Source organism: Labedella gwakjiensis, from assembly GCF_003014675.1.
Taxonomy (GTDB): domain Bacteria; phylum Actinomycetota; class Actinomycetes; order Actinomycetales; family Microbacteriaceae; genus Labedella; species Labedella gwakjiensis.
In genome coordinates, this window is the sequence record NZ_PYAU01000001.1 from 979,980 (window position 1) to 997,241 (window position 17,262).

A 17,262-nucleotide genomic window follows, 5' to 3' on the forward strand; every position below is an offset into this window, starting at 1 on the left:
CGGTCCCTCCAGGCGAGGGCGGTCGTTCCACGCGAGGCCGAACCTCGCACGGGAGAGCGGTCGTTCCACGCGAGGCCGAACCTCGCACGGGAGAGCGGTCGTTCCACGCGAGGCCAGACGTTCCAGGCGAGGCCAGTCACTCCACGCGAGGCCAGTCCCTCCAGGCGAGGCCAGTCCCTCCACGCGAGGCCAGTCCCTCCAGGCGAGGCCAGTCACTCCACGCGAGGCCAGTCCCTCCGGGCGAGGGCTGTGGTTCCACGCGAGGCCAGTCCCTCCACGCGAGGCCGAACCGTCCACGTGAGGCCGATCGCGCTCGTCGAGGGCGCCTGTTCGGAGTCGAGGGCGCCACTCCCAGCTGTAGCCTTCGCTCGGGAGTAGCACTCTGGGGGGCGGTCAGGCGGGTGGGATGGAGGGGATCTGGCGTCGGGGGGATGTTACCGGTAACATGACGGTGGGTCGACGGAGTCGGCCCCCGACCTCGATGGAGACGCGATGAGCAGCCCCCTCCCGGCAGAGCCGCCGGAGACGACACCCCCGACCGACCGCGACGGAACGGGGACCTCGCTCCCGTTCGATCCCGAGACCGCCGCAGCCGTCGACCGCGTCCGCGCCGACGTCGCCTCCCTCCACGGGGAACTCGTGCGCTACGGACTCGTCGTCTGGACGGGCGGGAACGTCTCGGGCCGCGTGCCCGGCACCGACCTCTTCGTCATCAAGCCGTCCGGCGTCTCGTACGACGACCTGGCTCCCGAGAACATGATCGTCTGCACTCTCGACGGCGAGGTCGTGCCGGGAACGCCCGGCAGCGACCGCAGCCCCTCGAGCGACACGGCGGCGCACGCGTACGTGTACCGGAACATGCCGGACGTCGGCGGCGTCGTGCACACCCACTCCACCTACGCCGTCGCGTGGGCGGCCCGCGCGGAGGAGATCCCCTGCGTGATCACCCAGATCGCCGACGAGTTCGGCGGACCGATCCCCGTCGGCCCGTTCGCGATCATCGGCGACGACTCGATCGGCCGCGGCATCGTTGACACTCTCACGGGCCACCGTTCGCGCGCCGTGCTCATGCAGAACCACGGCCCGTTCACGATCGGCGTCAACGCCGCCGACGCCGTGAAGGCCGCCGTCATGTGCGAGGACGCCGCCCGCACCGTGCACATCGCTCGCCAGGCCGGCGAGCTCGTGCCCATCCCGCAGGACAAGATCGACAGCCTCTTCAACCGCTACCAGAACGTGTACGGCCAGTCATCGGACGACCGCCGATGAGCGCCACGACCCCCGACACGGCAGCACTCCGAGAAGCAGCAGCGCTCCGAGAGGCGGCAGCGCTCCGAGAGGCGGCAGCGCTCCGAGAGGCGATCGGGCAGGGCAGCACCTCCCTCGGGATCGAGCTCGGCTCCACGCGCATCAAGGCGTGCCTCATCGCCGACGACGACCCCTCGACGGTGATCGCGACGGGGAGCCACGACTGGGAGAACGCCTTCGTCGACCGGATGTGGACGTACTCCCTCGAGGACGTGTGGGCGGGGCTGCAGGCCGCGTTCGCCGACCTCGTCTCCGACGTCGAGTCGCGCCACGGCGTGCGGCTCGAGACGGTCGGGGCACTCGGCGTCTCGGCGATGATGCACGGCTACCTCGCGTTCGACGAGAAGGACGAGCTGCTCGTGCCCTTCCGCACATGGCGCAACACCACGACGGGCCGCGCCTCCGACGAGCTCTCCGTTCTCTTCGGCGTCAACATCCCCCTGCGGTGGTCGATCGCGCACCTGCACCAGGCCGTGCTCGACCACGAGCCGCACGTGCCCGACATCCGCTTCGTCACGACGCTCGCGGGCTACGTCCACTGGCGCCTCACGGGCGAGAAGGTGCTCGGGGTGGGCGACGCGTCCGGCATGTTCCCGATCGACCCGGCGACGCGCGACTACGACGAGGAGCTCGTGGCCCGTTACGACCGGATCGAGGCGAGCGAGGCTCCCGGCCTCCACCTCCGCGAGGTGCTTCCGCGCGTGCTGCCCGCCGGCGAGGAGGCCGGTCGTCTCTCCGAGGACGGCGCGGCCCTCCTCGACCCCACCGGTGGACTCCGTCCCGGCATTCCCCTCTGCCCGCCCGAGGGCGACGCGGGGACGGGCATGGTCGCGACGAACGCCGTCTCCCCCCGCACCGGCAACGTGAGCGCCGGCACGAGCATCTTCGCGATGGTCGTGCTCGAGCGTCCGCTCGCGCAGGCCCACGACGAGCTCGACATCGTGACGACGCCCGCCGGCGACCCCGTCGCGATGGTGCACTGCAACAACGGCGCGAGCGAGCTCGGCGCATGGGTGGGGCTGTTCCGCCGCTTCGCCGAAGCCGCCGGCACGCCCGTCGACGCCGACACCGCCTTCGAGACCCTCTTCCGGGAGGCCCTCGACGGCGACGCCGACGGCGGTGGACTGCTCGCCTACAACCAGCTCTCCGGCGAGCCGATCGCGGGGCTCGACGAGGGACGACCGGCCGTCGTCCGTACGCCGGACAGCCGGTTCACGCTCGCGAACTTCATGCGCACGCAGGTCTACGGAGTCTTCGGGACCCTCGCCCTCGGCATGCGGGTACTCGCGAACGAGGGCGTGGCCATCGACACGATGTTCGCCCACGGCGGCCTCTTCCGCACGGCCGGTGTCGCGCAGCGCTTCCTCGCCGCCGCGATCGACGCCCCCGTCGCCGTCACACGAACGGCGTCCGAGGGCGGACCGTGGGGCATGGCCGTCCTCGCGTCGTACCTGCGTGCCGCGACCGACGGCGTCTCGCTCGGCGACCACCTCCGCGACGCGGTGTTCGCCGGCGGAGAGTCCGACGTCGCCGAACCCGACGCCGCCGACGTCGCCGGCTTCGCCTCCTACCTCACCCGCTACGAGGCGGGGCTCGCGATCGAGCGCGCCGCCGTCTCCGCCATCTGACCCTCCCCACAGACAGGATCCATCGCATGCCCACCCCTCTCACGACCTCGTTCGACGGCCTGGAGATCTGGTTCCTCACCGGAAGCCAGGGACTCTACGGCGAGGACACTCTCCGCCAGGTGGCCGAGCAGTCGCAGCAGATCGCGACGACGCTCAGCGACAGCGACATCCCCGTGCGCATCGTGTGGAAGCCCGTCCTCACGGATTCCGCGTCGATCCGACGCGCCATGCTCGACGCGAACAGCGATGACAAGGTCATCGGCCTCATCGCGTGGATGCACACGTTCAGCCCCGCGAAGATGTGGATCGCCGGCCTCGACGCGCTGCGCAAGCCGCTCCTCCACCTGCACACGCAGGCGAACGTCGAGCTGCCGTACGCGGACATCGACTTCGACTTCATGAACCTCAACCAGGCAGCGCACGGCGATCGCGAGTTCGGCTACATCCAGACGCGTCTCGGCGTTGCCCGGAAGACCGTCGTGGGGCACGCCACCAACCCGCGCGTGACCGCCTCCATCGCGATCTGGAGCCGCGCGGCCGCCGGCTGGCACGCGTCGCAGAACCTCAAGCTCGCGCGCTTCGGCGACAACATGCGCTACGTCGCCGTGACCGAGGGCGACAAGACCGAGGCGGAGCACCGCTTCGGCGTGCAGGTGAACACGTGGTCCGTCAACGAGCTCGCGGAGGCCGTCGACTCGGCCACCGACGAGGCGATCGACACCCTCGTCGCCGAGTACGAGGAACTCTACGACGTCGTGCCCGAGCTGCGTCGCGGCGGCGAGCGCCACCAGTCGCTGCGCGACGGCGCGGCGATCGAGATCGGCCTGCGGAGCTTCCTCGAGGAGGGCGGATTCTCGGCCTTCACGACGAGCTTCGAGGACCTCGGCACGCTCAAGCAGCTGCCGGGTCTCGCGGTGCAGCGCCTCATGGCCGAGGGATACGGCTTCGGCGCGGAGGGCGACTGGAAGACGGCCGTGCTCGTGCGTGTCGCGAACGTCATGGGCGCCGGCCTCCCCGGTGGCGCGAGCCTCATGGAGGACTACACGTACGACCTCGTCGACGGTGCGGAGACGATCCTCGGCGCGCACATGCTCGAGGTGAGCCCGTCGCTCACGACCGCGAAGCCGACCCTCGAGTTGCACCCGCTCGGCATCGGCGGCAAGGAGGACCCGGTCCGCCTGGTCTTCACGGCCGACCCCGGCACCGCCGTGGTCGTGGCCCTGTCCGACGTGCGTGACCGCTTCCGCCTCACGGCGAACGTCGTCGACGTGGTCGAGCCGCGCGCCCCCCTGCCGAACCTGCCCGTCGGCCGCGCCGTGTGGACCCCGCGTCCCGACTTCGCGACGTCGGCGGCCGCGTGGCTCACGGCCGGTGCCGCCCACCACACCGTGATGTCGACGGCCGTCGGCATCGAGGCGTTCGAGGACTTCGCACGAATCGCCGGGGTGGAGCTCCTCATCATCGACGAGGACACGACGCTCCGTGCGTTCGAGCAGGAGGTCCGCTGGAACGCGGTGTACCACCGCCTGGCCGACGGCATCTGATCCGGCGAGCGGCGCGGGCGGCGCGACCACCCGCCCGTTCCGTCGCGCGCTGATCCACCGAGCGCTGCAGATCAGCCGACCGCTCCTCGAATTCGAGGAGCGGTCGGCGACATGGGCCGGGACGGAGGACACGTCCGGGTCAGTGGACGGCGTTGACGACGCTCGAGATGAGGACGGTCAGGAGCGTGGTCCAGGCGACGATCGCGACGCCCTGCCAGAGGAGGATGCGCGCCTTGTCGACGCCGGCGGCGGCGAGCATCGTCGCGGTGAAGTGGGTCGGGAGCAGCAGCGGACCGAGCAGGCTCACGCCGGGAACTCCGTAGCGTTCGAACGCGCGCTGGAACTTCGCCTTGCGGGGCGTCGTCTCCTCGACGGGCATGACCGCGTCGGTCGGGTCCACGGGGCTGCCCGCACCGTCGCCGCCTCCGACGACCACGGACTCCCGCGCCTTGAGCTGCGCACGGCGGCGCGAGACGACGGCATCACGCGCCCCCGCTCCGAGCAGCACGAGGAGCGCGACACACACGAAGTTGCCCACGATGCCGGCGATCGCCGCCACGACGGGGTGGATCCCGCCGATGATGCCGATCGAGGCCGCACCCTCGCCCTCGATAAAGGGGACGGCTCCGGCGAGCGCCACGATGAGCGGCTGGAGGAACTCCGGGACCTGCGCGACGAGATCCTGGAAGGTGTCGATGAGGTTCATGATGAGCTCCTGTCGAGGCGGTGATCCGGGCGGGACCTGAGCGATCCCTCGGTGATGACACCAGTCCATCGCGGACGACCGCGGCGCAGAAGTGCCGCCGCGTCACCGGTTCCCGAGCGCATCGCACGACCGATCCGTGACTTTTGTCACGTCCATAGGATGAGCGGGTGACACCTTCCCCCGCGCCCTCGCACGACGCAACGGCCGACGCCGACGCGGATGCCGACGCGAACGCCCGTGCCGCCGTCCGGCTCTCGCGGGGCGTCACGGCGACCTGGTGGTACACGCTCAGCGGGATCGTCTTCTTCGAGGTCATGCTCGTGTTCGTCTGGGCGACTGCGCTCCTCGACCGTGGCGACGGCTTCGGGCCGGCGCTCACCGTCTTCCTCGGAGGACTCGTGTGGGCGGGTGCCACGGTTCCGCTCCTCCTCGACTACCGCAACACAGCCGAGCTGACGGCCGCGGCACGGAGGCGACGCGCCATCGCGCCCCTCGCGGTGTCCGTGGTCTACGGTGTCGTCGCCTTCGTGGTCAGCGGGGTGTGGACGTTCGGTGTCGTCCCGCTCCTGGCTGCGATCGTGCTGCTGACCTGGCCGACCGGCGTGCGTCGTCGCGTCACGATCGGCGTCGTCGTCGTGGTCGCGGCCCTCTGGTTCGTCGACACCCGCTCTACCCTGCAGGCGGACAGCGTGTCGAGTCTGTGGCTCATCGGCTTCTTCTCGATCATGCTGCCACTGATGTCGGTCGTCTCCGTGTGGTGGTGGGACGTGCTCGACACGATGAACCGCGCGCGGGCATCCGAGGGACGGCTCGCCGCCACGCAGGAGCGGCTCCGCGTCGCGACGGACGTGCACGACCTGCAGGGCCACCACCTTCAGGTGATCGCGCTGCAGCTCGAGCTCGCCGAGCGACTGCTCGACGCCGACCCGGCCGCCGCCCTCGAGCAGCTGCGGGCCGCGCGGGTGAGTGTGGACGAGGCGCGACAGGGCACGCGCGACCTCGCGACCCGCTTCCGGTCGGCATCGCTGAGCGTGGAGCTCGCGAACGCCGTCGACCTCCTGCGCGCGGCCGGAACCCTCACCGAGCGGACCGCCGACCCCGACGTCGACAGTGCGCCCGGCGACGTGTTCGGTCCGGTGATCCGGGAGACCACGACGAACGCCCTCCGCCACGGCGGGGGTGCGTGGGCGCGGCTCTCGCTCACCCGCACGGGCGGGTCGTGGCGCTTCGAGATCGCGAACGACGTGGCCGCCGAGCGCTCGGTCGATGGCGAGGCGGGCGACGACGCGGGTGGCGGCTCGGGGCTCGACGGGATCGCGCGACGCGCGGCGGACGCGGGCGGCGCGCTCGAGGTGCGGCCCGAGCGGCAGTCGTTCACGGTGATCGTCACGGTGCCCGCAACGACGCCCTCCGCAACGCCCTCCGCAACGGAGGCAGTGCGATGATCCGTGTCCTGATCGCCGACGACGAGGGGATGATCCGCTCGGCCCTCGCCGCGCTCCTGCGTCTTGAGTCCGACATCGATGTGGTGGCCGAGTGCGCCGACGGCGAGCAGGCGGTGGCCGCGGCCCTCCGGCTCGAACCCGACGTATGCCTGCTCGACCTCGAGATGCCCGGCCTCGACGGCGTGGAGGTGGCCGAGCGGGTGACGCGCGCCGTCGCCACCCGCTGCATCGTCATCACCCGGCACGCGCGTCCCGGCGTGCTGCGGCGCGCCCTCGCGTCGGGCGTCTCGGGGTTCCTGCCGAAGTCGCGCGGAGCCGACGAGGTGGCCGCCGTGATCCGGCGCATCCACGCCGGCGAGCGCTACATCGACTCGGAGGTCGCCGCCGATGCACTGCGCGACGAGCGCTCTCCCCTCACCGACCGGGAGCTCGACATCCTGCGCGCCGGCCGCCGCGGCGAGACCACGGGACAGATCGCGCGCAGCCTGTCGCTCGCTCCGGGGACGGTGCGGAACCACGTGTCCGCGATCCTCGCCAAGCTCGCCGTGTCGACGCGCCAGCAGGCGGTCATCATGGCGGAGGAGGCCGGCTGGATCTGACGCGGGTGCGCCCCCATGACCCCGCCGTACGACGGGCGACTACTGCGAAAGGATGAGGCCGGTTCCTCCCACAGGGCGATGCCCTCCGTCACCGGCTCGACGAGGCTGGATGCATGAGAGAAACCTCGCGGAACACCTCGTCTACCGTCCGCTCGCGCACCACGGACCCCGCCTACAGCGTGCTGACGGTCACCGCCGGCACCCTCCTCCTGGCCGGCACCACGTCGACCGTCGCCGTCAGCACCCTGGAGCTCGCGCAGACCCTGTAGTCGGGGGTGGCGGTTCTCAGCCACCACGCGGGAACGCTAGCCATCGCCGGAGGCTTTACGGTGGGGTCATGGCCACGCCTTCCCGCAGGTCCAGACTCTGGGCCATCGTGTTCTTCGTCGCTCTCGGAGTCGCCTTCATCGCGTACAGCTCGTACCGGTGGGCCACGAGCGATGCGGCCGACCTCGAGAGCTGGTCCACCGGCCGGGGTATTTCCCTGCCGGGGTGGGGGTGGATCGTCCTGGGGTATGTGTGCGGCCTCGCGCTGCTTGTCTTTGTGGCATGGGCCACGAGGTGGCGCCGCGACCGGCCGTCCATCACGTCGGAGCGACCGAGGGAGTGAGGTGCCGTCTATGAGACTGACACCGCCACCGGATGGCGCGAGCTGGACCCACGTCGGAGCCCGAGCAGGTTTCGAGGTCGCCTTCTTCGATGATGTTCGCGACGGCCATCGACTGACCGGCCACACGACCGCGAACGAGTCGCTCGCGCGGTGGTCGGTCGGGTACGACGTGACCGTTGACCATTCGTGGACGACGGTCTCGGCGCACGCATCGACCTTGACCGCACAGGGCCGACGGGAGCTGACGCTGACGCGGAGCCCCGAGGGCCGGTGGGACGCGGACGGCGAGCCACGACCCGATCTCGACGGATGTCTCGACGTCGACTTCGAGTCGTCTGCCGTCACGAACACCCTCCCGCTCCACCGACTGGAGTTCGTCGAGGGGGTGGGCATCGACGTGCCCGCGGCCTTCGTCCGGGCCGACGACCTCCGCGTGGAACGCCTCGAGCAGCGCTACACCCTGCTCGACAACTCACCGGACTCACTGCTCTTCCACTACGAGTCGTCGACGTTCGCCTTCTCCTGCGAGCTGCGATACGACCGTGCGGGACTCGTCGTCGAGTATCCGGGCATCGCGATCCGCCAGAGCTAGCGGGCCGGTCGGTGAGCCGTCGAACGTCAGCGAGCAGACCCGTTCGACCCGTGTCGGCCCGCCCAACCCCGTGCCCGCAGCTCGTCGACGATACGAGTGGCGTTGGCGGACGGAGACTCCTGCGTCGTGTCGACGGAGACGACCTCGGTCACGGGCGGTCGGTACAGGGTCGTGTTCAGCGTGTACCCGCGATATCCCTCCGGGTCGGCTCCCTTCCGCAGCGCCACGCGATCGGGGTGTCGATCCGGCTCACCTGGATGTCGATGTCGCACGTCAGCATGACGGCCAGGAACGGCGACCCCCGTCGCGTCGCGAGCGCGCGGATGGCCTCATACCGCGCGGCACCCTGGGGGCCGTCATCCAGGACGTTCGTGAAGACGAAGCTCTCGGTCGCGGGCGCGAGGTCCTCGATCGCTCGCATGACCGTGGCCCTGATGGGGGCAACGTAGTCCCAGACCCCCGCCGGCAGCGGTTCGATCCCGTCCCACTGGAACAGCTCCAGGACGGGCCGATTGATGAGGGCGTTGTCGACCAGCACACCGCCGAGCTGGCGCGCCACCTCCGCGCCGACGGTGCGTTTGCCCATGCCGGGATAACCCAGCATCAGCACGACACAGCCGGCGTCGCCGGTCGGTGCGCTCGCTGAGTCAGGGGAGGTCTCCATCGACGAAGTCTAGGAGCGACGTGGCCGGGGCTCTATGCACCCGGCCGGCCTTCCCCGTGGTGGAGGGCTCGCACGATGTCGAGTTGACCCGTGTTCCACGCGAGCTCGCTGAGGACGTGCGTGTAGATGCTCATGATCGTGCGCCTGCCGCGTCCCGAGACGACGTCGTCGAGATCGAGACCGGCCAGGTTCTGGCGCGAGTGGGCGTGGATCTGGCGACAGTGCTCCGTGACGGAAGCGATGGTGTCGGTCTTGCGTGTCTTCCAGGAGTTCGCCGTCGCCCGGGGCAGGCCGAGATCCGAGAGCGGACGGCCGGTGATCGCCTCGCCGAACCAGACTCCCTCGACGTAGGCGGTGTGGCGCACGATGCCGAGCAACGACGGCCGACCGTCGACGACGGTGGCACGGGCCCGGTCATCGGAGAGGCCGTCGAGGCTGCGCAGGATGAGGTCGCGGTACTGCTCGATCCGCGCGTCGAGATCGCCCCGCGTGGTGACGCCCGAGTCGGCGTGCTGATGGCGCATCGAGGGCCTTTCGTTCGGTGATGTCGTCGTCGTGGCTCGATCGTCGCGCGATCCCTCCGGATGAGCAAACATCGTTGCCAGATCTGCAAAGAGGGGCTCCCGCTCACGCCCGCGCGTCGCCCTCGGTCTGCACGCCGAGGCGCATCGCCGGCCAGTCGCCGACGTCGCGAAGGAGCTGGCGGTCATGGGTGGAGAGCACCACGGCCGCTTGCGTCGCGCCGAGGGCGTCGGTGAGTTCGTCGACGAGCGCGATCGAGAGGTGGTTGGTCGGTTCGTCCAGGAGCAAGACGTGCGGTCTTGTCGCGAGGACCAGCGCCAGGTCGAGGCGGCGTTGCTGCCCCATCGACAGCTCACCGATGCGCTTGCTCGCCTCGCGGGCGCGTAAGAGACCGAGCTGTGAGAGCCCGATCGCGTCCGACGCGGGAAGCGTTCCAGCCGTGACGAGCGCATCGATGTGGGCGGCGTACACCTCACTGGCCCGGCGGTGCAGCGGAAGCTCGGTCTCCTGACGCAGGAACCCGAGGCGCGCACTCTGCATCAGTCGAACCGAGCCGCTGTCGGGGTGCAGCTCGCCCGCGATCACACCGAGCAGCGTCGATTTGCCGGCGCCGTTCGGACCTGTCACGACGAGTCGACCGCGGTGCGAGAGCGAGAACGACACGGCCCCCGTCAGTCGGCCGGCCACACTCACGCGCTCAGCGCTCAGCAGCGCAGCGCCGGTTCGCGTCGGCAGATCGGGGAACCGGAACTGCAGGGGCGGCTCCGGCACGGTCACGGCGTGCGCTTCGAGGTGTTCCTGCCGGCGATGGACACTCTGCACGAGCCCGCCCGCGCGGGTCGCGCGGCCGTGCTTGTTGGATCCTTTCTCGGGCCGCCAACCGGACACGAGGCGGTTCTGCGCCGAGCTGAGACTGTCCTGCAGGCGGGCGTGCTCTGCCCGCTGGCGTTCGTACTCCTGCTCCCACCGCTCGCGTTCGGCCCGGCGGCCCTCGCGATAACCCGCGTATCCGTTGCCGTAGACCCGCACGCGATCGTCCGGCGTGGGGTCGAGGTCGACGATCGTCTCCGCCACGTCCGTGAGAAGCGCTCGATCGTGCGTGACGACGACGACCCCGCCGACGCGGGAGCGGAGCTGTGTGCTGAGGAACTCGAGACCGGAGCGGTCGAGGTGGTTCGTCGGTTCGTCGAGCAGCAGGAAGTCGTCGTCGGCGCCGAGCAGGCACGCCAGGCGCACGCGATACCGCTGACCCACCGAGAGGTCGCCGAGCGGCCGGCCCGGGTCGGTCTCCGCGTCGAGGGCTTCGAGCGCGATCTGCACCCGCCGCTCGGCGTCCCACGCGTCGAGAAGCTCCGCGCGCTCCAATGCGGCCGCGTAGCTCTCGTCGGCGCCGGACGTTCCGGCCGAGAGAGCCTCGGCCGCCGCGTCGAGGGAGGCGAGGGCTGCGAGTGGTTCGGCGATCGCTTCCGCGACGGCCTGACCGACGGTCCGGTCGTCGCTCGCGGACATCTCCTGTTCCGCGACACCGAGCGTTCCGGTGCGCTGGACGGTGCCGGTATCGGGAATCAGCGCGCCACCGAGCACGTGGAGCAGCGTGGACTTGCCGCGCCCGTTCTCGCCGACGATCGCCACGCGCGATGCGGGCGTCACGGCGAGATCGACGTGGTTCAGGACGGGGGTGGCTCCGCGCATCACGGAAACGTCGGCGGCGATGAGCTGGGCGCGCTGGCGCGCCGGAAGAGGGGTGGTGGGGGTGTGCATTCGAATCCTTCGAGACGACGCACCGACGACCCCGCGAGAGCGGGGAAGGGCGCGCAGATGACGGCGACCCTGAGGGGTCGGGAACGAGCGGCCGCCGCAGGCTCGGATTACTCAACGAGCGCGGTGGGCCTTACTCGGCCGTCAAAGGAACAACAAGAACTGCACGCATCGATCGTACGGCGCGGTCCGCGCCGTCCGCAATCGTTCGGCTGCGGAGGCCTCCCGAGTCGTCACGCCGAGGATCGACGTGGTCGGGGCCGACGAACGGAGCCGACGGTCACACGGGATAGGCGACCGCGTCCTCGGCGGAGAAGGCGAAGCGGGCGACGGCTCCCGGCTGCAGGTCGAGGTCGGCGGCCTCCGCCGGCGTCACGTCGGCGGCGATCCGGCCCGCCCGGATGCGGACGACGTCTCCCCGTGGCTCGACGTCCGACACGGTTGCCGTGATCGTGTTGTCGTGGCGCCCAGGGATAGTCGGTGCGAGCACGCGCACCGCGGACGGGCGCACCGCGAGCGCGGCCGCGGCCCCCGGTTCGAGCCCCTGCGCGGATCGGGCGACGAGCCGCTGTCCGTCGTCGAGCTCGATCGTGCCTCCGGAGACGGCCGTCCCCATGAGCAGATTGAGACCCGCGAGGCCGGCGGCGAACGGCGTCGCGGGGCGGTCGAGCACGGCGCGCGTGGGTCCCGCGTCGACGACACGTCCCGCCTCGAGCACGACGACCCGGTCGGCGAGTGTGTACGCGTCGAGCACGTCGTGGGTCACGATGATCGCGGTCCGGTCGCGCAGCACCTCGCGCAGCATGCGCCGGATCGCGGGCGCGACCGACACATCGAGCGCGGCCATCGGCTCGTCGAGCAGCAACAGCTCCGGTTCGGTCGCGAGGGCGCGCGCCACCGCGACGCGCTGCGCCTGGCCCCCGGACAATTCGGCGGGGCGTCGCTCCGCGAGCTCGGAGGCGTCCACCCGCTCGAGCCAGGCAACGGCCCGGTTCCGCGCATCGGCTCGGGACGACCCGGTGCTCCGCGGTCCGAACGCCACGTTCTCGCGCACCGACAGATGGGGGAAGAGGAGCGCATCCTGCGCGAGCATCGAGACGCCGCGCTTCCACGCGGGCAGGGCGACGCGGCGGCGACCGGGCTCTGTGTCGAACAAGACGCGGCCGCCGAGCGTCGCGCGCCCGCGGTCCGGCGAGAGGAGGCCGGCGGTGAGGTTCAGGAGTGTCGACTTGCCCGCACCGTTCGGTCCGAGGATCGCGACGGTCTCGCCGTCCGCGACGGTGATCTCGGCCTCGAATCCGCGAGCGCCCACAGCTGCCTTGAGCCCGAAGGTCATGAGACTCCCCCGTCGAACCGTCGACCGTTCGCCTCGCCCACCCGATGCGCCACGGCGACGACGATCACGGCCACCACCACGAGCACGAGAGAGAGCGCGACGGCCGCGTCCGGGTCGGTCTCCCGCTGCAAGTAGATCTCGAGCGGGAGGGTGCGCGTGACACCCTGGAGCGAGCCGGCGAACGTGAGTGTGGCACCGAACTCGCCGAGCGCACGGGCGAACGACAGCACCGCACCCGAGACGAGCGCCGGCAGCACGAGCGGCAGCGTGACGCGGCGCAGCACGGTGGTCGGTCGGGCTCCCAGGGTCGCGCTGACCGCCTCGAAGCGTGTACCGACGGAGCGCAGCGCGCCCTCGAGACTGAGCACGAGGAACGGGAGCGCCACGAACGTCTGCGCGAGCACGACGGCGGTGGTCGAGAACGCGATCGTCACCCCGAACGCCTCGAAGCCCTGCCCGAGCAGCCCGCGGCGCCCGAACGTGTACAGCAGCGCGATGCCGCCCACAACGGGCGGCAGCACGAGCGGGAGCAGAACGAGCGAGCGCAGGATCCGCTGCCCCCGGAACTCCGTGCGAGCGAGCACGATCGCCATCGGCACCCCGAACACGACGCACAACGCCGTCGCGGCGAGCGAGGTGCGTAGGCTCAGCGCGAGCGCATCGAGCGACGAGGGCGACGTGACGAGCGGCACGAATTCGGCCCAATTCACGCGCAGCACCATCGCGAGGAGCGGCACGAGGACGAACGCGGCTCCGACCCCTGCGACGGCGACCACCCATCCGGGCACGCCCAAGGCGGCGGAGCGAGCCGCGCCGACGCGAGCGGGGCCCGCCGGGCGCCTAGGGCTGGCCGAAACCGGCGGCTTCGAGGACGTCACGACCGACCTCCCCCGTCACGAACTCGACGAACGCCTCGGCCAGGTCGGCATCGGCCGACGCCGCGAGGGGGGCGATCGGGTACACGTTGACGGCCTCGTCGGACTCCGGGAAGTCGATCCCCTCCACCGCGTCTCCCGCGGCGATCACGTCGGTGACGTAGACGAGACCGGCGTCGGCCTCCCCGCTCGTCACCTTGCCGAGCACGTCCGTGACGGACGACTCCTCGCTCACCGGCGCGATGTCCACGCCCGTCGTCTTCTCGAGGGTGGCCGTCGCCGCACCGCACGGCACCTGGGGGGCGCAGATCACCGTCTTCACACCCGGCTTCGCGAGGTCGGCGAACGTCTCCACCTCGGCGGGGTTGTCCGGCGGCGTCACGATCTCCAGGGTGTTGGTGGCGAAGTCCACGGCGTCGGCCGCATCGACGAGCCCTTCCTCTGTCAGCTTCGCCATGTTCTTCTCGTCCGCCGACGCGAAGACGTCGGCCGGTGCGCCTTCGACGATCTGCGTGACGAGGTCGGAGGACCCGGCGAACGTCAGCGACACCGTGACGTCCGGATGCGCCGACTCGAACTGCTCCTTCAGGTCCGTGAAGGTGGCTTGCAGTGAGGCCGCAGCGAACACCGTGATGGTTCCGTCGAGGGCGTCGGCCTGGGCGCTCGCGTCGGGGTCGGACGCCGGGGCGGTCGAGCCGGAGCAGCCGGCGAGAGCGACGACGGCGAGGGACGCGAGCAGCGCCACGGCGGCTCTCGAGGATCGGATCACGGTCAGGCCTTTCCGCCGGGAGTCTCGACGATGACGTTCGTGGCCTTCATGACGGCGATCGCGACGGACCCGGGTTCGAGCCCGAGCTCGCGCACCGCCTCGCTGCTCATGAGGGAGACGATGCGGTGCGGCCCGCACTGCAGCTCCACCTGCGCCATGACCGTGTCGGCGATGATCTCGGTGACGACGCCGACGAGCCGGTTCCGCGCCGAGCGACCGATCTCCGACGGGTCCGCGGGCAGCACAGCGTTCTCGCGCGCGAGCCGCGCGACCGCGAGGGCGTCCACGACGGTGCGTCCGCTGCCGTCCTTCTCGCTCGCGAGGACGCCGGTGTCGACCCAGCGCCGCACCGTGTCATCGCTCACCCCGAGGAACCGCGAAGCGTCCTTGATCCGTATCTGCGTCACGAAGACGATCCTACGTGTGCAGATGCGGAGAGGATACCCCGTCTTCAGCGACGACGCGCGCCGGTGATCTCCGTGCGGGCGAGCGCCGAGCGAATGTCGGCGACGAGGTCGTCGGCGTCCTCGAGGCCGACGGACAGGCGCAGATGACCGTAGGTGCGGAAGCCCTCCGGATAGCCGTCGCTCCCGCCGCGCGCACCCGGCCCCACGTGCACGATGAGCGACTCGTCGTGCCCGAGCGAGACCGCGGACGTGATCACGCGCAGGTTCGACACGAAGCGGTTCTGCGTCGCGGGATCGCCGTCGAGGGCGAACGCGAGCATCGCGCCGTATCCGCGCCCGCCGAACTGCCGGGTCGCGAGCGCGTGCTGGGCGTGCCCCTCGAGACCCGGGAACTCGACGAACGCGATCCGCGGGTCGTCGGCGAGTACGCGGGCGACCCGCTGGGCGGACGCGAGATGCTGCGCGAGACGGAGCGGCAGCGTGACGGAGCCGCGCATGATGAGCCAGGCGTTGAACGGGGAGATGACGCCGCCCACGTCCACGAGGGCGTCGTGTCGGATCCGGTCGACGAGGGCGGACGAGCCGATCACCGCTCCGCCCATCGCATCTCCGTGGCCGTTGATGTATTTCGTGAGCGAGTGGACGACGAGATCCGCGCCGTCCGCGAGCGCGCGGTAGAACGGCGGCGGAGTGAAGGTGGCGTCCACGGTGAGGAGCGCACCCGCGTCGTGAGCGATGGCGGCGAGCGCCCCGACGTCCGCCACCGTTGTCGTGGGGTTCGCGATCGTCTCCGCGTGCAGGATGCGGGTGTTCGGCCGGATCGCCGACCGGACCGCGTCCAGGTCGGAGACGTCGACGAACGTCGCCTCGACGCCGTAGCGCTCGGGCAGGAGTTCGGAGAACAGCCGCCAGACCGCCTCGTACGTCACGTTCGAGACGACGACGTGGTCGCCCGATCTCAGGAGCGTGAAGAACACGGCGTGCAGTGCGGCGACCCCGGTGGCGAAGGCCGCCGCCTCCTCTCCCCCCTCCAGCGCGGCGAGCTTCGCCTCGAGCGCGAGCTGGTTGACTCCCCCGTTCCGCGTGTACATGAGGACGTCCGTGCCGGACCAGTTCATCGCGGCCGGGTCATCCGGCAGCAGATAGGAGTTCGCCATGACGATCGGCGTGCGGATGGCGCCGGAGCCGGCGTCGATCATGTTGCCGGCGTGCACGGCCGCGGTGTGGTCGCCGATCGAGCTGACGTCGTCCTTGTCCGGCTGCGTGGTCATCCTCCGACCGTACCGAACCCCGCCAGCACATCTCGCGAGGTGTCGCAATCTGTCGTGCTCAGCGCCGCATCGGCAACAGAACGCGACACAACAGGGGAGGTCAGGGGCGGAGGGTGAGGATCTCGGCACCGTCCTCGGTGATCGCGATCGTGTGCTCGCTGTGCGCCGTGCGGCAGCCCGTGGCACTCCGCAGCGTCCAGCCGTCGGCGTCGGTGACGAGCACATCGGTGTCGGCCATGACCCAGGGCTCGATGGCGAGGAGGAGGCCGGGACGCAGGCGATACCCCCGGCCGGGGCGGCCCGCGTTCGCGATGTGCGGGTCCTGATGCATCGTCGACCCGACTCCGTGGCCCCCGAACTCGAGGTTGATCGGATATCCGGCGTCGGAGAGGACCGCGCCGATCGCGTGCGAGAGGTCGCCGATGCGAGCACCCGGACGCGCGACCTCGATGGCGGCGGCGAGGGCGCGCTCGGTCGCGTCGATCATCGCGAGGCTCGCCGCGGGCCGTGCTGCACCGACGAGGAAGGACACGGCGGAGTCCGCGACGATGCCGTCGAGCGACACCGCGAGGTCGAGGGTGAGCAGGTCGCCGTCCGCAAGAGCATAGTCGCGCGGTCGGCCGTGCAGGACGGCGTCGTTGACCGACGTGCAGATGTAGTGGGCGAACGGACCGTCGCCGAACGACGGCGCGTAGTCGACGTAGCACGAGACGGCTCCGGCCTCGAGGATCATCTCCCGCGCCCAGCGGTCGATGTCGAGCAGGTTCGTCCCCACCCGGACGCGGCCCCTCAGCGCCTGCAGGATACGGCCGACGAGCGCACCCGTCGCCCGGGCGCGGCTCAGCTCGATGGGGCTGACGATCTCGATCATGGTGTCCTCGTATTCATAGCACCAATAACTATACCGGGATGATCATCCCGGTATTACAATAGGAGCATGGTCCGTCTGCCCCTGTCCCCCTCCGAGGTCGAGCGCGGCCAGCGCCTCGGCGCCCTCCTGCGTAGAGCCCGCGGCGAGCGCTCGATGCTCGACGTCGCCCTCGATGCGGGCGTGTCACCCGAGACGCTGAGGAAGATCGAGTCGGGGCGCGTCGCGACGCCGTCCTTCCCCACGATCGCGGCGATCGCCGACGTGCTCGGCCTCTCGCTCGACGCCGTCTGGTCCGAGATCGACGGGTCGGCGCGCCCGGTCGCACGCAAGCGCCTCGCGTCCTGACGATGGACGCCC

19 protein-coding genes are annotated in these 17,262 nt (G+C 70.8%); 9 read left to right on the forward strand and 10 right to left on the reverse strand.

Annotation, left to right across the window (positions count from 1 at the left end; translation table 11 throughout):
- Positions 1-492: 492 nt before the first annotated feature.
- From CLV49_RS04585 to araA, 3 genes are read left to right on the forward strand one after another with little or no spacing between them, the layout of a single operon-like run.
- Complete coding sequence (locus CLV49_RS04585; protein WP_106562473.1) at positions 493-1,269, forward strand: L-ribulose-5-phosphate 4-epimerase; 777 nt, start codon at positions 493-495, stop codon at positions 1,267-1,269.
- Complete coding sequence (locus CLV49_RS04590; protein ID WP_106562474.1) at positions 1,266-2,936, forward strand: xylulokinase; 1,671 nt, start codon at positions 1,266-1,268, stop codon at positions 2,934-2,936. Before CLV49_RS04585 ends, CLV49_RS04590 begins: the two co-directional genes overlap by 4 nt.
- 26 nt (positions 2,937-2,962) lie before the next feature.
- The gene (gene araA, locus CLV49_RS04595; RefSeq protein ID WP_106562475.1) at positions 2,963-4,480 is read left to right on the forward strand and encodes an L-arabinose isomerase; all 1,518 of its coding nucleotides are present in this window, start codon (positions 2,963-2,965) and stop codon (positions 4,478-4,480) included.
- 139 nt (positions 4,481-4,619) lie between these two features.
- Here araA and CLV49_RS04600 read toward each other — a convergent pair whose 3' ends face one another.
- Entirely contained in the window at positions 4,620-5,186 is a 567-nt protein-coding gene (locus CLV49_RS04600) for a small multidrug efflux protein (RefSeq protein WP_106562476.1), read from the reverse strand.
- A gap of 167 nt (positions 5,187-5,353) precedes the next feature.
- Between CLV49_RS04600 and CLV49_RS04605 the strand changes: the two genes are divergently transcribed.
- The 5 genes from CLV49_RS04605 (at position 5,354) to CLV49_RS04620 (ending at position 8,432) form a co-directional block, all read left to right on the forward strand.
- Positions 5,354-6,631: a sensor histidine kinase gene (locus CLV49_RS04605; RefSeq protein ID WP_243696724.1), complete on the forward strand. Its 1,278-nt coding sequence runs from the start codon at positions 5,354-5,356 to the stop codon at positions 6,629-6,631.
- Entirely contained in the window at positions 6,628-7,230 is a 603-nt protein-coding gene (locus CLV49_RS04610) for a response regulator transcription factor (RefSeq protein ID WP_106562477.1), read from the forward strand. Before CLV49_RS04605 ends, CLV49_RS04610 begins: the two co-directional genes overlap by 4 nt.
- A gap of 113 nt (positions 7,231-7,343) precedes the next feature.
- Positions 7,344-7,499 carry a hypothetical protein gene (locus CLV49_RS18280; protein ID WP_158261903.1) on the forward strand — a complete coding sequence of 52 codons (156 nt, stop codon included), beginning with the start codon at positions 7,344-7,346 and terminating at the stop codon, positions 7,497-7,499.
- Between the two features lie 68 nt (positions 7,500-7,567).
- Positions 7,568-7,840: a hypothetical protein gene (locus CLV49_RS04615; RefSeq protein WP_106562478.1), complete on the forward strand. Its 273-nt coding sequence runs from the start codon at positions 7,568-7,570 to the stop codon at positions 7,838-7,840.
- Positions 7,841-7,850: 10 nt separating this feature from the next.
- Positions 7,851-8,432: a putative glycolipid-binding domain-containing protein gene (locus CLV49_RS04620; protein ID WP_106562479.1), complete on the forward strand. Its 582-nt coding sequence runs from the start codon at positions 7,851-7,853 to the stop codon at positions 8,430-8,432.
- A 175-nt stretch (positions 8,433-8,607) separates the two neighbouring features.
- Here CLV49_RS04620 and CLV49_RS04630 read toward each other — a convergent pair whose 3' ends face one another.
- The 9 genes from CLV49_RS04630 to map form a co-directional block, all read right to left on the reverse strand.
- Entirely contained in the window at positions 8,608-9,096 is a 489-nt protein-coding gene (locus CLV49_RS04630) for an ATP-binding protein (protein ID WP_106562481.1), read from the reverse strand.
- 32 nt (positions 9,097-9,128) lie between these two features.
- A complete protein-coding gene (locus tag CLV49_RS04635) occupies positions 9,129-9,620 on the reverse strand; it encodes a mycothiol transferase (protein ID WP_158261904.1) in 492 nt (163 codons plus the stop codon).
- 103 nt (positions 9,621-9,723) lie between these two features.
- Positions 9,724-11,379 (reverse strand): ABC-F family ATP-binding cassette domain-containing protein, encoded by a 1,656-nt coding sequence (locus CLV49_RS04640; RefSeq protein ID WP_106562483.1) that lies wholly within the window; start codon positions 11,377-11,379, stop codon positions 9,724-9,726.
- 277 nt (positions 11,380-11,656) lie between these two features.
- Positions 11,657-12,712, reverse strand: coding sequence for a sulfate/molybdate ABC transporter ATP-binding protein (locus CLV49_RS04645; protein WP_106562484.1), 1,056 nt, complete (start codon positions 12,710-12,712; stop codon positions 11,657-11,659).
- A complete protein-coding gene (locus CLV49_RS04650; protein ID WP_106562485.1) occupies positions 12,709-13,506 on the reverse strand; it encodes an ABC transporter permease in 798 nt (265 codons plus the stop codon). The genes CLV49_RS04645 and CLV49_RS04650 overlap by 4 nt, the downstream gene beginning before the upstream one ends.
- Positions 13,507-13,552: 46 nt before the next feature.
- Entirely contained in the window at positions 13,553-14,362 is an 810-nt protein-coding gene (gene modA / locus CLV49_RS04655; RefSeq protein ID WP_208019879.1) for a molybdate ABC transporter substrate-binding protein, read from the reverse strand.
- Entirely contained in the window at positions 14,359-14,763 is a 405-nt protein-coding gene (locus tag CLV49_RS04660; RefSeq protein WP_106562487.1) for a TOBE domain-containing protein, read from the reverse strand. Before CLV49_RS04660 ends, modA begins: the two co-directional genes overlap by 4 nt.
- 44 nt (positions 14,764-14,807) lie before the next feature.
- Positions 14,808-16,034: a trans-sulfuration enzyme family protein gene (locus tag CLV49_RS04665; RefSeq protein WP_106562488.1), complete on the reverse strand. Its 1,227-nt coding sequence runs from the start codon at positions 16,032-16,034 to the stop codon at positions 14,808-14,810.
- Between the two features lie 100 nt (positions 16,035-16,134).
- The gene (gene map / locus CLV49_RS04670) at positions 16,135-16,905 is read right to left on the reverse strand and encodes a type I methionyl aminopeptidase (protein WP_106562489.1); all 771 of its coding nucleotides are present in this window, start codon (positions 16,903-16,905) and stop codon (positions 16,135-16,137) included.
- A 66-nt stretch (positions 16,906-16,971) separates the two neighbouring features.
- On the opposite strand from map, the gene CLV49_RS04675 reads away from it, so the two are divergent.
- Positions 16,972-17,250: a helix-turn-helix domain-containing protein gene (locus CLV49_RS04675; protein ID WP_106562490.1), complete on the forward strand. Its 279-nt coding sequence runs from the start codon at positions 16,972-16,974 to the stop codon at positions 17,248-17,250.
- The last annotated feature ends 12 nt before the right edge of the window (positions 17,251-17,262 follow it).